15 protein-coding genes are annotated in these 15145 nt (G+C 58.5%); 9 read left to right on the forward strand and 6 right to left on the reverse strand.

What is annotated here, in order from left to right; genetic code table 11:
- Positions 1-3: 3 nt before the first annotated feature.
- The 4 genes from ACU6HM_RS16930 to ACU6HM_RS16945 all read right to left on the reverse strand — a co-directional run bounded on the left by ACU6HM_RS16930 (position 4) and on the right by ACU6HM_RS16945 (position 4372).
- Entirely contained in the window at positions 4-1122 is a 1119-nt protein-coding gene (locus ACU6HM_RS16930; protein ID WP_254500198.1) for a glycosyltransferase family 4 protein, read from the reverse strand.
- 108 nt (positions 1123-1230) lie between these two features.
- The gene (gene glmU / locus ACU6HM_RS16935; RefSeq protein ID WP_254500197.1) at positions 1231-2601 is read right to left on the reverse strand and encodes a bifunctional UDP-N-acetylglucosamine diphosphorylase/glucosamine-1-phosphate N-acetyltransferase GlmU; all 1371 of its coding nucleotides are present in this window, start codon (positions 2599-2601) and stop codon (positions 1231-1233) included.
- Between the two features lie 26 nt (positions 2602-2627).
- Complete coding sequence (locus ACU6HM_RS16940; protein ID WP_254500196.1) at positions 2628-3500, reverse strand: PhaM family polyhydroxyalkanoate granule multifunctional regulatory protein; 873 nt, start codon at positions 3498-3500, stop codon at positions 2628-2630.
- 44 nt (positions 3501-3544) lie between these two features.
- Positions 3545-4372: an NUDIX hydrolase gene (locus tag ACU6HM_RS16945; protein WP_009457498.1), complete on the reverse strand. Its 828-nt coding sequence runs from the start codon at positions 4370-4372 to the stop codon at positions 3545-3547.
- 275 nt (positions 4373-4647) lie between these two features.
- Between ACU6HM_RS16945 and coxB the strand changes: the two genes are divergently transcribed.
- From coxB to ACU6HM_RS16970, 5 genes are all read left to right on the forward strand, one after another.
- Positions 4648-5808 carry a cytochrome c oxidase subunit II gene (gene coxB, locus ACU6HM_RS16950; RefSeq protein WP_009457497.1) on the forward strand — a complete coding sequence of 387 codons (1161 nt, stop codon included), beginning with the start codon at positions 4648-4650 and terminating at the stop codon, positions 5806-5808.
- Between the two features lie 75 nt (positions 5809-5883).
- On the forward strand, positions 5884-7491 hold the full coding sequence (gene ctaD / locus ACU6HM_RS16955) for a cytochrome c oxidase subunit I (RefSeq protein ID WP_009457496.1): 1608 nt from the start codon (positions 5884-5886) through the stop codon (positions 7489-7491).
- A 17-nt stretch (positions 7492-7508) separates the two neighbouring features.
- Positions 7509-7622, forward strand: coding sequence for a cytochrome oxidase small assembly protein (locus ACU6HM_RS16960; protein WP_009457495.1), 114 nt, complete (start codon positions 7509-7511; stop codon positions 7620-7622).
- 1 nt (position 7623) lies between these two features.
- The gene (locus ACU6HM_RS16965; protein ID WP_003805158.1) at positions 7624-7848 is read left to right on the forward strand and encodes a DUF2970 domain-containing protein; all 225 of its coding nucleotides are present in this window, start codon (positions 7624-7626) and stop codon (positions 7846-7848) included.
- 50 nt (positions 7849-7898) lie between these two features.
- Positions 7899-8774 (forward strand): cytochrome c oxidase subunit 3, encoded by an 876-nt coding sequence (locus ACU6HM_RS16970; protein WP_009457487.1) that lies wholly within the window; start codon positions 7899-7901, stop codon positions 8772-8774.
- 44 nt (positions 8775-8818) lie between these two features.
- On the opposite strand, the gene ACU6HM_RS16975 is transcribed toward ACU6HM_RS16970, so the two are convergent.
- Positions 8819-9025 carry a twin transmembrane helix small protein gene (locus tag ACU6HM_RS16975; protein WP_026483580.1) on the reverse strand — a complete coding sequence of 69 codons (207 nt, stop codon included), beginning with the start codon at positions 9023-9025 and terminating at the stop codon, positions 8819-8821.
- 28 nt (positions 9026-9053) lie between these two features.
- Between ACU6HM_RS16975 and ACU6HM_RS16980 the strand changes: the two genes are divergently transcribed.
- Genes ACU6HM_RS16980 through cyoE form a run of 4 tightly spaced genes read left to right on the forward strand, consistent with a single transcriptional unit; the run spans position 9054 to position 12377 of the window.
- Positions 9054-9836, forward strand: a complete 783-nt coding sequence (locus ACU6HM_RS16980; RefSeq protein ID WP_009457483.1) for an SURF1 family protein — start codon at positions 9054-9056, stop codon at positions 9834-9836.
- A 1-nt stretch (position 9837) separates the two neighbouring features.
- Entirely contained in the window at positions 9838-10467 is a 630-nt protein-coding gene (locus ACU6HM_RS16985) for an SCO family protein (protein WP_254500194.1), read from the forward strand.
- A gap of 4 nt (positions 10468-10471) precedes the next feature.
- Entirely contained in the window at positions 10472-11545 is a 1074-nt protein-coding gene (locus tag ACU6HM_RS16990) for a COX15/CtaA family protein (protein ID WP_022983661.1), read from the forward strand.
- Entirely contained in the window at positions 11484-12377 is an 894-nt protein-coding gene (cyoE, locus tag ACU6HM_RS16995) for a heme o synthase (RefSeq protein WP_022983662.1), read from the forward strand. The genes ACU6HM_RS16990 and cyoE overlap by 62 nt, the downstream gene beginning before the upstream one ends.
- Positions 12378-12420: 43 nt before the next feature.
- On the opposite strand, the gene ACU6HM_RS17000 is transcribed toward cyoE, so the two are convergent.
- Positions 12421-15045: a cation:proton antiporter gene (locus ACU6HM_RS17000; RefSeq protein WP_022983663.1), complete on the reverse strand. Its 2625-nt coding sequence runs from the start codon at positions 15043-15045 to the stop codon at positions 12421-12423.
- Between the last annotated feature and the right edge of the window lie 100 nt (positions 15046-15145).

Consider the following 15145-nt stretch of genomic DNA (forward strand, 5'->3'; position numbering starts at 1 on the left):
GGCTCAGTTCCGTACACGTTGCTGTACCAGTTGCTGATACAGACGCAAGTAACGCTGCGCCATGACAGCGGGGTCATGCTCCTGCTGCACCCAGCGATGCGCCAGCGCTGCCTGTTGCCGCGCTGCTGTCGGATTGCTCAAAGTGTCATCCAGAGCCTGTGCAATGGCTTGTGCATCCCCTACCGCGCATAACTTGCCACGGCCATTATCCAGCAGCTCACTCAAACCGCCCGCCATCGTGGCCGTAACGGGCACGCCGTACACGAACGCATCAAGAACGCTGGAGCCCAGGGCTTCATGACGGGAGCTCAGGACAAAGCCGTCCATCAAGCGATAAGCCTGTTCGGGGCGGGCTTCAAAACCAGCCAGCTTGTAGCAGCCTTCCAGCCCCAACTGCGCAATCAGTTCCTCTGCCGCCGAGGTCTCGGAGCCAGGCGCACCGAAATGCAGAAACACAAAGTCCTGACGACGCTGATACAAGGCATGAATCGCGCGTATCAAAGTCTGGGGATCTTTCTCGGACGTCAGTGCCGCCATCGTCCCCAGAACGTGCAAGCCCTGCGGATTCCACCGCAGCCGCAAGTGGTTCACATAGGCCTCATCCTGCTCGACGTACTCGATGGCACTAGGAATCACATCTACGGAAAAGCCCAGGCGACGCGGCTCTGCCGCTGCTGCCTGGCTGATCGCTACCAAACGATCCGCCTTGCGCCACTTCCAACGCGTGCGTCGTTCCTTGGAAGTCAAAGCACTGTCTGGCTGCTGTCCGCTACGTTGCTCGACGCGTTTGCGGTCAATCGGAAAAGCCGTTCGGCGCGTAAAGACCACCCGTTTGGGCAACCAGAAATGCAGCAAGGCCAGCCAGCTCATGCAGGACGCGGTTTGGGAATGGACGATATCAAAACCCCGGCCATGCACCAGTAAATAGCGCAGCGCGGCACCCACGGAGGCGCATTCCACCACACTCACGCCCTGCTCTTTAGCACGCTTGGCCAACTCTTCATCACGTCGGGCCAATAGACTGACCTGATGACCAGCCTGTTGCATCTGCTGGATGCTCAGCAGGGTTTGCCGCTCGCCACCGCGCCAGCCGCGCTCGAAGTTAAGCTGCAGAATGCGCATGACGACGATCCAGAATCAGCCCATCCGGGCACTGTGTGCCACAAGAGCAAGCAGCAATGCTCCCCTTGCGATGCAAAGGGAGGGATACCGAAGATGGGCTAACACACATCAAGATTTGCGAACCGGGCGCTTCCAGCCGGACACGCTGCGCTGTTCCGAACGCGACAAGGTCAGCTGATCATCCGGTGCATTGCGCACCAGGGTCGTACCCGCGCCAATCGTTGCGCCACGGCCTACCGTCACCGGAGCCACCAGTTGCGTATCCGAGCCGATGAAGGCATCGTCACCAATCACGGTGCGGAACTTGTTCACGCCATCGTAATTGCAGGTGATGGTGCCTGCGCCAATGTTCACACGCTGCCCCACATCGGCATCACCGATATAGGCCAGGTGATTGGCTTTGGAACCTTCACCCAGCTGGGTGTTCTTGATTTCCACGAAGTTGCCCACGTGGGTGTGATTGGCCAGAACAGCACCAGGGCGCAGACGGGCATAAGGGCCGATACGGGCTTCTTCGCCAACCTGGGCTTGTTGCAGATGGCTGAAAGCTTCGATTTGCGTACCGGCACCAATCGTCACGTCACGCAGCACGCTATGCGGGCCGACACGCACGCCGTCTTGCAACACAACCTTGCCTTCAAACACGCAACCCACATCAATGAACACATCACGGCCACACTCCAGTGTGCCGCGCAGATCAAAGCGGGCCGGGTCGGCCAAGGTCACGCCTTTTTCCAGCAGACGGCTAGCCTGTTCTGCTTGCCACAGACGCTCCAGCTCGGCCTGTTGAATGCGGCTGTTCACACCCAGGGTTTCCCAACCAGCAGCTGGCTGAGCAGCTTGCACGGGCACGCCATCGGCAACCGCCAAGGCAATGATGTCGGTCAGGTAGTACTCGCCCTGAGCGTTGTCGTTGGTGATGCGGGTCAGCCAATCTTTCAGGCGCGCCGTCGGGGCTACCAGAATGCCGGTGTTCACTTCCTTCACGGCACGCTCGGCTTCGCTGGCATCCTTGTGCTCGACAATGCGTTGTACGGTGCCATCTGCACCGCGAATGATGCGGCCGTAGCCTGTGGAGTCTGCCAGCGTTTCGGTCAGCACGGCCACGCCTTGCCCACGGGCTTGCAGCAAGCGGCGCAAGGTGTCAGCCTGGACCAGAGGAACGTCGCCATACAGAACCAGCGTGGCGTCATCTTCCTGGTCGCCACCGACCAGTTCAGGCACGGCCTGTTGCACTGCATGGCCCGTACCATGCTGAGGTTGTTGCAAGGCAAAGGCCAGCTCGGCCTGTGCGAAGGTTTGCTGAACGCGCTCGGCGCCATGACCCACCACGACCACAACTTTTTCCGGCTCCAGTTCACGTGCGCTGTCGAGCACGTGGGCCAGCATGGATTTGCCGGCGATAGGATGCAGTACTTTGGGCAGGTCAGACTGCATACGCTTGCCCATGCCTGCTGCCAGAATCACGATATTAAGCATAAAAATTTACCTACAAGGTTGGTCGATCAGTTCTTTTTGGTACTGCTTTTGGTGCTGCGCGTGGCGGTTTTTTTAGCCGCCGTTTTGGTGGCCGCCTTGGCCGCAGTTTTAGTGGCGGCTTTCGCTGCCGTTTTTACCCGCTTGGCTGCTGCCGGAGCACTGGTCTTGGCCGAAGTCTGGGCATTGGCAGCTGCCGGTTTGGAGGATTTGGCCGACGAGCCTGCCGCTTTAGCCTTGCTCGCCTGCTGACGATAATTTTCCACCTGCTGCATTGATGCGGCTGTGGCGGTCGCCATGGCATCAAACTGCTGTTGCAGCATGTTCCACCACGCTTGTGCAGCGGGATTTCCTGCACCGGCGTCCTGCTGGGCACCGGGCTGTTTATCTTTTGGGGCGTCCTGCTTGGCAGCCGCTTCGGGCTGTGGCGCAGCTTGTTGAGGCTGTGCCGAAGCATGCTGAGATGCCGTTTGCGATGCCGCTTCCGGCTTGTTGGCCCCAGACCTGGAATCTGAGGCAGCCGCGCTATCCGCCGCTGCCGTCATGGGATTGAAGGCCATAAAGGCTTCAAAGGGATTTTTCCCGCCCGCAGCCTGCGTACCTTGCTGTGCCATGGTCTTGATAGCCGCCAAGGTGGAGCGCTGAATCTCCAGACCCTGGATAGTCGTGCTCAGCATGGACAGGTTCAGCTGCAACCAGCTTTCCACGGCACGCAAGTCACGAATACGACGATCCAGATCATCGGGGGACAAGCTGGGCATCATGCCCGAACTCAAATCGCCCGCACCACCGCTGGCCATGTTTTTCCAGGCCTGCGCCATCATGTCCATGCTGCGCAGCAAGGGATTGTTGCCGCCGCCCAGGGCATTGAAATCAGGTATACCAAAAGGATTCGGGTTCATGCGTAGCTCCCATCGGGTTGGTGCCTGCCCGGTGATTCCCAGGTTCAGGCCAGCTGTTCCAGATGCTGCTTGATGCTGTCGATCAGCACCACTTGCGCTTCCAGGGTGAACAAATCTGCTTCTATCATTTGCCAGGCTTCATCCAGCGTCAATAAGCGAAACTCACTAACCTCGCCGTCCATATTGCAGGGCCGTACATCGTCGGCCAGCACGCAATCGCTAACCAGAGCATTTTCCACTTGGTAGCCTTCCGGCAGGCGACGGTGCATGCGCAAGGACACACGCAAGGGGGTGCAATTGTCCAGCACGGACTCGGCCAACCCCGCTTCTTCATAACTTTCGCGTATCAGAGAGGTATGCAGCGATTCACCACTGACCGCCAATCCACCGACCAGCGTGTCCCACATATTCGGGTCTGTTGACTTGGTGGGTGAACGACGTGCGGCCCAGATACGGCCGTCTGTGGACCAGCCATTCAAATGCACGGCTTGCGTCAAAAAGCCCAAGGGCCGTACCGCACCGCGTTCAATGCGCGACAGGCACTGCCCTTCTCCGACCACGTCCAGCAACTCGTCACGCCAGGCCCGAATGCAACCGCCTTCCTGCAAACGCAAGGCGACCTGATCCAGGACCTGAGCCAAGCTCAATTCCTGGCTGGGGCAATCGCTCAGACGCAAGACATCTTCTTCAATCGAGACCCCTGGCAAAGGCTCGATACAACGAGCAGCCTTGGGGGTGATCCATCCGGCAACGCGCCCATCAACAGTGACAGGACGGCTGCCAGGCGGGGGCAATTGTTGCAGCTGACTGGTCAAGCTGGCCATGCGCTGACGCAGGGCCTGAGTAAGTGATCGGTTCTGGAACAAAGTCATAGTCCGCGATTGTAATTCAAGCCTTGTCCCATTACGGCTTTTGTAGCGTTTAGTCCAACCTTGTCTTCTAGGGACATACCCTGCCCTTGAAGGCTAAAGCAAGTTCTATATAATTTCCGTGAACAGATAAGCTACTAAAAACTTCGAGCGGACCAGCACTTAGCTGCGACAAGCCCGCCACTGCAACACAGCAGTTTCTTCCAGCGTTGGATTTTTCGGAGCGTTGACGCAGCCGAACCCCGGTTTGGCATGGCAACACCAAAAGAGGGACAACAATGAAGATGTGGAGAAGTTTATTTGCTCTGACCGCCTGTTCGACGGCAGGGCCAAGCCTGGCTCAGATCACCCACATGGAGGGTGGTCCCCGTGTCAATCAGCTCAATTTGCATAACGGGGTTACCCCCATCGCCCAGGACATTGCCTGGCTGCATTGGATGATGCTGATCATCTGTACCATCATCTTTATTGGCGTGTTCGGCGTGATGTTCTATTCCATCATCCGGCACCGCAAGTCCAAGGGCGCGATTGCCGCCCGCTTTCACGAACACCTGGGTGTGGAAGTGGCCTGGACCATCATCCCTTTCCTGATCGTGATCGGCATGGCACTGCCTGCCACCAAAACCGTGGTGGCCATGAAGGACACCAGCAGCGCCGACCTGACCGTCAAGGTCACTGGCTATCAGTGGAAATGGGGCTACGAGTATCTGGACGGTCCGGCCACGGGTGTGAAATACCTGTCCAACCTGTCCACCCCGCGCGCCCAGATTGAAGGCCGCGAACCCATTGGCCCGAACTATCTGATGGAAGTGGACAAGCCACTGGTGGTGCCGGTTAACAAGAAAGTGCGCGTCATGCTGACGGCCGAGGACGTCATCCACTCCTGGATGGTGCCCGAGTTTGGCGTCAAGCAAGATGCCATCCCTGGCTTTTTGCGCGATACCTGGTTCCGTGCGGACAAGGTCGGCACCTACCGCGGTCAATGCGCCGAGCTGTGTGGCAAGGACCACGCCTATATGCCCATCGTGGTGCAAGTGATGGCGCAAGAAGACTACGACAAGTGGGCCCAGGAGCAGAACGACTTGATGACTGCCCAGGCCGACGATCCCAATAAAGAGTGGACCAAGGACGAATTGACCGAGCGCGGCAAACAGATCTTTGCGCAGAACTGCGTGGCTTGCCACCAGGCCAACGGCAAGGGCGTGCCCGGCACCTTCCCCGCTCTGGATGGCGATACGAAATTTGTGCTCGCCCCCAAGAAAGGCCAGATCGACACGGTGTTGAATGGTCACCCTGGCACCGCGATGGCCGCCTTCCGCAATCAACTGACCGATGTACAGATTGCTGCGGTCATTACCTACACACGCAATGCCTGGGGCAACGCTGGCAAAGGGCCTGACCCTGTCGTGATGCCCGCCGACGTCAAGGAACAGCGCTAATTTTGCGCGCGCCGCCTATCACACTATCAATCTATCCCTGACTACGGCCAGGGGGAGTGCAGCAAGGAGTCAAGCATGAGTAGCGTCACCGTCGACCATGTAGCGAACCCGAGCGGACATGATGATCACCATCATGCCCATGCCACCCCTAGCGGCTGGCGTCGCTGGCTGTTCGCCACCAATCACAAGGACATCGGGACCATGTACCTGATCTTCTCCTTTGTGATGTTGCTGGAGGGCGGCGTGCTGGCCTTGCTGCTGCGTACCGAACTGTTCCAGCCGGGCCTGCAGTTTTTCCGGCCAGAGCTGTTCAACCAGTTCACCACCATGCACGGCCTGATCATGATTTTCGGCGCGATCATGCCGGCTTTTGTGGGCTTTGCCAACTGGATGATTCCGCTGCAAATTGGCGCATCGGACATGGCTTTTGCCCGCATGAACAACTTCAGCTTCTGGCTGCTGCCCGTAGGCGCGATTCTGTTTACCGCGTCCTTCTTTGTACCGGGCGGCGCGCCTGCCGGTGGCTGGACCATGTACGCCCCGCTGTCCTTGCAAATGGGACCAGGCATGGACTTCACGATTTTCGCGGTCCACATTCTGGGCGCGTCCTCCATCATGGGGGCCATCAATATTGTGGTGACGGTATTGAACATGCGCGCGCCTGGCATGACGCTGATGAAAATGCCGCTGTTTTGCTGGACCTGGCTGATTACCGCTTATCTGCTGATTGCCGTGATGCCCGTGCTGGCCGCTGCCGTGACCATGCTGCTGACGGACCGTCACTTCGGTACACACTTCTTTAACGCCGCCGGTGGTGGTGACCCGGTTCTGTACCAGCACATCTTCTGGTTCTTCGGTCACCCCGAGGTCTACATCATGATCTTGCCGGCCTTTGGCATTGTCTCTGCCATCGTGCCTGCCTTCTCGCGCAAAGCCCTGTTTGGCTATGCCTCCATGGTGTACGCCACCGCCGCCATCGCGATTCTGTCCTTCCTGGTGTGGGCCCACCACATGTTCTCCACCGGGATGCCGGTAACCGGGCAGCTGTATTTCATGTATGCCACCATGCTGATCTCCATTCCGACCGGGGTGAAAATCTTCAACTGGGTAGCCACCATGTGGCGCGGTTCGCTGTCCTTTGAAACGCCCATGCTGTTTTCCATCGGCTTTATCTTCGTGTTCACGATTGGCGGCTTTACCGGCCTGATCCTGGCCGTGGCCCCGATTGATATTGCGGTACACGACACCTATTACGTGGTGGCCCACTTCCACTATGTGCTGGTGGCCGGATCGCTCTTTGCCCTGTTTGGCGGTGCCTACTACTGGCTGCCCAAATGGACCGGCCGCATGTACAACGAGCGTCTGGGCAAGATCCACTTCTGGTCCACCATGATCTCGTTCAACGTCACCTTCTTCCCGATGCACTTCCTGGGTCTGGCGGGCATGCCACGTCGTTATGTGGACTACGCCGGTCAGTTCACGGACTTCCACCAGATTGCCACCATTGGCGCCTTCTGGTTCGGCCTGTCGCAATTGCTGCTGATCTACATCGTGATCCAGGCGGCGCGTGGCAAGGGCGAAGTGGCCAGCGCCAAACCCTGGGAAGGTGCCGAAGGTCTGGAGTGGACTGTTCCATCGCCCGCTCCGCACCACACCTTTGAAGTACCCCCTGTCGTCAAGTAACACTGGAGGAACACCGTATGACCCCCGAACAACGCCGTCGCAACCGCCGTCTGGGATTGCTCCTGGCCGTGTTCGTCATTGCCGTCATGGCCTGGACCTTTCTAAAAGGCAGTCAATTTTTAGGACAGTGATATGGATGACGATTTTCGGGACCTCACACGGCGCAAGCTCAGTTTTTTCCAGACATTGAAAGCCATTGCCTGGGGATTTTTTGGAGTCCGTCGTGGCCGCGACCATGAGCAGGACATTGCCAAGATCAATCCGGTCTATCTGATTATTGCCGCCTTGATCGCCACGGTTGTTTTCGTTGTGGGCCTGATTATGGTGGCCCGCTGGTTCATTGGTCAGGCCAGCTGAACCCTGGCCGGATACTGCGCCCCAGGGCACATGACCCGAAGGAGAACACTATGCATGTCGAGACTACGGCTCACCCGTCCAAGGCGCCGTATTACTACGTCCCCGGCTTATCGGGGCACCCGGTACGCGCCAGCCTTTCCCTGTGCCTGACGCTGTTGGGTGCGGCTACCTGGATCAATAACTGGCCGGGCGGTTTCTGGGTGTTTCTGGTCGGGATTCTCAGCTTCTTGCTGGTGCTGTTCTTCTGGTTCAGCGATGCCGTGCGCGAGTCTGAAACGGGTCTGAACAGCACGCGTGTCGATATCTCCTATCGCTGGAGCATGTCCTGGTTCATCTTTTCCGAAGTGATGTTTTTTGCGGCCTTTTTCGGGGCACTTTGGTATACCCGCGAAATTGCCACGCCGCTGCTCAGCGACCTGGATCACCGCGCCCTGCTTTGGCCCGACTTCACCGGCACCTGGCCGAATCAAGGCCCGGCGGGCACTGTTGCCCCCTTCCAGACCGTAGGCCCGCTGTGGCTGCCTACGATCAACACGGCCTTGCTGCTGACCTCGGGTGTGACCCTGACCATTGCTCACCACGCGCTGCGAGCCAGCAAGCGTAGTAGCGCTATTTTCTGGCTGTTCATGACGGTTGCGCTGGGCTTTGCCTTCGTGGCCTGCCAAGCTTACGAATACATGCACGCCTATGCCGAACTGAACCTGAAGTTCACTTCCGGCGCTTACGGAGCCTTGTTCTACATGTTGACGGGCTTTCACGGTTTTCACGTGATTATCGGTGCCACCATGCTGACGGTGATGCTGATACGGCTGATGCGCGGGCACTTTACCGCCGAGCACCACTTTGGTTTTGAAGGGGCCGCCTGGTACTGGCACTTTGTGGACGTGGTGTGGCTGGGCTTGTATCTGTACGTGTACTGGTTCTAGCCATTCATGCTCCAGGCCCGTGTCTTCGGGCCTGGGTTTTTACTTCAAGCCAAAGGCACGCCAGTGCTTTCAATCCAACCCAGATGATGGGCCAGCAACACAAACAGAAACAGGGCCACGGACAAGCCCACTCGCCAGGTCAGGGCATAGGCCATGCGATTGGAATTACCCCGGTCACGCATCAAATACACCAGGGCTGAACCCAGCGAAACAATAATCCCCAGAAACACGATCAGGACTAGCACACGCATTACGTCTCCCCCGCTTCAGGTTGAATGGATGTCCAGCAACAATTCTCGTTCTTCTTCGACTCGATCCCTGCTTGCCCTGGTTTGTCTGGGTTTGCTGATGCTGCTGTTCATTAGCCTGGGGCGCTGGCAACTGAGCCGCGCGCAGGAACGTCAAAGCCTGGCGCAACAAATAGAACAAGGCCGCCAGCAAGCTCCCCTTCATATTGATTCCCAGGCCAGCCTGGATAAAGGTGCCTTGTGGCAGTCTGTCGCGGTGCACGGCTCCTGGCGCAGTGAGTTAACTGTACTCCTGGATAATCGCAATTTCAAAGGTAAGCCGGGCTACTGGATTGCCACCCCTTTTGTGCTGGATGAGGGCGATTTGGCGGGCTCCAGCCTGCTCGTGCTACGTGGTTGGCTGGCTCGCGTACCGGGGCAAACCCCTAGCGTTCCGGCTGCTCCTTCCGGCTCCGAAACCATTTCCGGCGAGTTGATGGAGCGCGTACCGCGTCTGTTTGAGCTGGGTAGCAGCCCCTTGCCTGCACACTTGCCCGACCCGTCTGGCACGCCCCCCGTCGTGCAGAACCTGGCCCTGGAAGATCTGCGCAGCCGCATTGATCTGCCTGTGCTGCCGCGCGTGCTGGCCCAGACGGCTCCCGCTTCGGAGCTGCAAACCAATTGGCCCGACCCGAATATCGACTTTGAAAAGAACCGTGGCTACGCACTGCAATGGTTCGGTTTTGCCCTGATTGCCCTGTGTGCCTGGATCGGTGTAGCGTGGAAATGGCTGCGACGCTCCAGACTCAACTCTGCCCCTACAAGGAAAACCTGACGTGGACACGACTCAACCCCCTACCCGCCCGCGTTCCATGACTCCGCTGTATCTGCTGCTGGCGATCAGTCTGGCGCCGGTACTGTTTGCACTGGCTGCCTACTACATGCCATCACTGGGACTGCGGCCAGACGAGAGCAATGCCTACGGCCAGTTGATTCAGCCTCAACGCAGCGTGCCTGAACCTGCCGCACTGCCCCTGCGCAATCTGCAAGGCGAGGCCTTTGATCTGCAATCGCTGCGAGGCCGCTGGGTGCTGGTCAGTGCCGATGAAAGCGCCTGCCCCGAAAGCTGCGTGCGCAAGCTGTTCATTCTGCGCAACTCCCACGCCAGCCAAGGCAAGAACGTGGAACGCCTGGCACGCGTCTGGTTTGTGACTGACCAGGGCCAGCCAACCGAGCAAATTCTGGAGGCCTATCAAGGTACGCATATGCTGCGCGCCGATCCGCGCCAGCTGGCCGAATTCCTGGCCCCTGAAGCCACTGGCAAGGCCCCTGAACAAGCTGTCAAAAATGGCATGTGGATCATCGACCCCAATGGCAATTTGATGATGCTGTTCCCCGACGATGCCGACCCGCTCAAGGTTCGCACCGACATTCGCAAACTGCTGAACAATTCACGCATCGGATAAGCTCATGGCCGATATCCGCCAACGCTACCGCAAGCTGGTTTACCTGACTTGGTTCCTGACCCTGGACCTGATCATGTTCGGCGCGTTTGTGCGTCTGACAGATTCGGGCCTGGGTTGCCCGGACTGGCCCGGTTGCTATGGCAAGCTCACGCCGCTGGGCGCGGGCGCACATATCGAACAAGCCTATCAAGCCATGCCCTATGGCCCGGTCAGTTGGGGCAAGGCCTGGATTGAAATGATCCACCGCTACGTGGGCGCGGCTTTGGGCATGCTGATCATTGCCATTGTCTGGATGGCATGGCGGCATCGCCATACGCTGGGGCATTCGGCCAGGCTGGCGGCTTTCACCTTACTGGCTGTGTGCGTGCAAGGGGCCTTTGGTGCCTGGACCGTCACTCACAAGCTGATGCCCATTATTGTCACCACTCACTTGCTGGGTGGCATGAGCGTACTGGCCTTGATGACCTGGCTGGCCGTGCGCGAAAACCCAGGACCGCCAGTCTCACCTGTAACCCGCCGTTGGCGACCCTGGCTGATCGGGGCCTTTATCCTGCTGACGATTCAGATTGGTCTGGGTGGCTGGGTCAGCACCAACTACGCGGCGCTGGCCTGCATGGACTTCCCGCAATGCCACGGTCAATGGATACCGGAGATGGATCTGCACGGCGGGTTCTCGCTGTTTCGCGCGTTGGGCGAGCTGCCTTCCGGTGAGATGATTTCCCAGGCCGCGCTGACCGCCATCCATTGGGTCCATCGCAATATGGCCTTTCTGGTGTTTCTGGTTCTGGGTTCCGTTGCGTGGAAATTACGCGCCGATCCCATCTTGCGTCGCCCCGCGACTTTGGTGCTTTTGCTGCTGCTGGCCCAGCTCATCACGGGGTTAACCACGATCTTTTTCCAATGGCCTCTTTTGATTGCCGTCCTGCATAATGGGGGAGCTGCCGGTCTCGTTTTATGCTGCGTCACCCTGTTGGTACGGCTTTCCCGCAAGTCGACTGTCCCCCAAGGAATACAGTATGACAAACACCGCTACCCTGGCTCCCGCCTCGCTCCTGCGCCAGTATCTGGTACTGACTAAACCCAGAGTCACCCAGCTGGCTGTTTTCTGTGCCGTTATCGGCATGTTTCTGGCTGCTCCCGGCCTGCCCGATCCGGGCACCGTGGTCGCGGGTACGCTGGGCATATGGATGCTGGCGGCTGCCGCCTTTGCCATCAACTGCCTGATCGAAAGCCAGATTGATGCCCGCATGTTGCGCACCGCTCGGCGCGGTACGGCACGCGGCACCATTACCCCGCCGCAAGTGCTGGCCATGTCCGGTTTGTTGGGCGGCATGGGCATGCTGGTGCTGTATTACTGGGTGAATCCGCTGACCATGTGGCTGACCTTGGCCACCTTCATTGGTTATGCGGTGATCTATACCGTGATTCTCAAACCCCTGACCCCACAAAACATCGTGATCGGCGGTTTGTCCGGTGCCATGCCACCTGCTTTGGGCTGGGCCGCCATTGCCAACGCCGTACCGGCTGAGGCCTGGTTGCTGGTGCTGATCATCTTCATCTGGACGCCGCCGCACTTCTGGGCCCTGGCGCTCTACCGTCAACACGACTACCAGCGCTCCGGCCTGCCCATGCTACCCGTCACCCACGGCAAGACCTTTACGACGCTGCATGTGCTGCTCTACAGCTACATCCTGATGGCCTCCAGCCTGCTGCCCTTCATCATCCGCATGAGCGGGCCGTTGTACCTGGCTGCGGCGATCTTGCTGGGCGCACGCTTCATTCAATACGCCCACCAACTGCACCGCAACTACAGCGATGAACTGTCTCGCAAGCTGTTCCGCTTTTCCATTATTTATCTGGCGGTCTTGTTTGGGGCATTGCTGCTGGATCACTGGGTGCGCTTGATCTGATCACGCCCAATAAAAAAGCGAGCCGTGATCGGCTCGCTTTTTTTTATGCCTGTCCCTCGGGGGGCTGCGCCTGTCGTACCCAGTCCGGGGGTAAAGGCGGGCCGACAAAACTTTCTGCCTCGCTCAAGGCATGAGCCAAACCAAACAGCGGTGGCAGTTCCTCATGTTGGCGTTGGCCGGACTCGAACTCCTGCCACACTTGATACGCGCGTTGGCGCTGTCGCACCACGGCCTCGATCTTTTCACTGAAGATGGGATCTTTGCCGCGCAAGGTATCGAAATCACGCTCAGTCAGCATCAGCAAGCGGCTATAGCCCAGGGAGCGCACTTCACCAACGTGGTCGCTATGTTCCACGACATTGACTTCACCAATCGTTTGCCCTGTCCCCAGTTCCACCAGGCTACCATCAGGCAAAGTCAGCTCCAGCGCCCCGGACGCCACAAAGAACATGACACGCATGCCACCATAACGAAGATGAATTTTCTGGTCTGGCAGCGCCAGACGTGGGCGTAAACGTCGCGCCAGCTCCTTCTTGGCTTGCTCGGAAATGCCATCGAACATGGGTACCTGGGCAATCAGTTCCATGGCGCTCATGGTCATGTCCAGCGTGGGACGCTCGTCCAGATAACGCCAGCGTTGTGTGATCTGCTTGACCAGATCAGCGTACATCTCGCTGGTAATCAGAGAGTGGGACAACATGGTGCGGTAGTGGGCGCGTTCTTGCGAAGCGGCGACGCGCGCCAAATAGGACTCTTGCAGCCACTGCGCGAACACCGGGTATTGCAGCGTCAAGGAATGCAAAGCGTCTTCCAGTTGAGACAGACGCAACTTGTGAGCCTGCACAATCGTGCCCGTAGCCTGTTGTCCCAGTAAAGGAGCCAGCTCGGTTTCGGCAAAGCGTATCAGACGCTGGGCCACCGAGCGCTTGGCGATCAGGTTCGAGAAACGCTTGTCCAGTTCCCGCACCAGCCAGCCTTGCAGGCCAAACAGATAGTGCAAGCGCAAAGCAGACCGGAAACCTCGAGAATAGCGCAAATCATTGGCAATGGCGGCCTCGAAACCGGCCAAGCCAGCCAGACGCACCGTATCATTCATGCGTTCGGCGCGGCTCAACAAGGACTCGGCTGTCTTCCAATCCACAATCTGCGATTTCAGCAGTTCGTAAAACAGCTCCACCTCGCGGGCCGACAGAATCGCCATCCCCATTTTTACTTTCTGTGCTTCGGTCAGGCTTTGGATCTGGCCGGAGGCCACACCGGCCTGACTGGCATCGAACACCGTACACAGGCGCTCGATGACCTGTGGCTTGATCTGCTCTTGCCGACCCAGTTCTTCGGTCTTGTCGCGCAGCTCTTCCAAGGCCAAGCTCACAGCCTGATCGCGCAAATGCCGTTCCAGCGGTGTCAGCTGATTCAGGCCTAAACGACGAATCAAGGGGCGTAAACTGATCCCGTTCACAAACAGGGTCAGCAACACAAAGCCCGTGGTGGCCACACCAATGAACTGGCGCACATCATGCGGAATGGCGTGCTGTTCCGTAACCGCCAGGGCCAGTGCCAGGGAAACAGCGCCACGCAGGCCGCCCCACAGAATCACCACCCGATAGGGACGACTGACTCGGGTGCCAAAGCGGGTGCGCCCCAGCAAGGGCAGAACGGCAAACACCATAACGGCCCGTGCCAGCAAGGTCACCACAAACAGCAAGGCCACCAGGCCGATCTGCATCCAGGTGATTTCAGCCATCAGGCGTGGAATCAGCATGGCGGCAAACAAGAAGATCAGGGAGTTGGCCAGAAAACCCATCTGAGTCCAGGAGCTGCTCAAAAGCTCGAAGGTCGCAGGCGACATGCGAGTGCGGCCTGTCGAGCCCACCACCAGGCCGGAAATGACCGTGGCGACCACACCGGAGACGCCCAGATAGTGCTCGGATACAAAAAAGGCCAGGTACGCCAAGGCAATGGTCAGCGTGACTTCAGCAGCCGGCCAACCGCGCAAGAGCACGAACAGGCCGCTGGCCAGACGACCCATCAAGAAACCCGCGACACCACCGCCCAGAAAACTGAACAGGAAGCTGCCCAACACCTTGCTGCCACTTAATTCCCCACCCCCCGTCAGGACTGCCAACAGCACGGAGTACAAGGCAATGGAAGCCGCATCGTTAAACAGAGCCTCGCCTTCCACCAAGGTAGACAAGCGTTTGGGTGCGCCCACTTCACGGAAAATGCCCACCACGGCCACAGGGTCCGTCGTGGCCACAATCGCGCCCAACATCAAACAGACCACCAGACCATAAGACGAAGCCGCGTTCAAGGCGTAGCCAACGGCAAAGGTACAGACCACTACGGCCACGATGGCCATCATCAAGATGGCGCCGATATCGTCGAGCAGGCGGCGCAAGTTCATGGCCAGCGAAGTCTCGAACAGCAGGATGGGCAGGAAAGCGTAGAGAAAGGTCTCGGAGGAGATGTCAAAGGCCTGCAAGGTATCCAGGAAGTCGGACACCATCTTGGGCGCCCAGGCGTGCAGGTGTAGCAAAATGCCCAGCGCAAAGCCGATCAAGGCCAGAAGTACGGAGTACGGCAGTCGCAAGCGTCCAGCCAAAGGCGGCATAAAGGCAACCAGCCCCAGCAGGCCTGCCAACCCAAAAACAAACTGCCCAATCTGCATCGCGACATCCTTTGTCATCGGCATTGAGTCGATCGGCATGTACATACGCATTCAGGCATGGGCAGGCCAGATCGGCACGGAAAATCCCCCCGCTTTCCGC

The organism is Alcaligenes sp. RM2, from assembly GCF_052931795.1.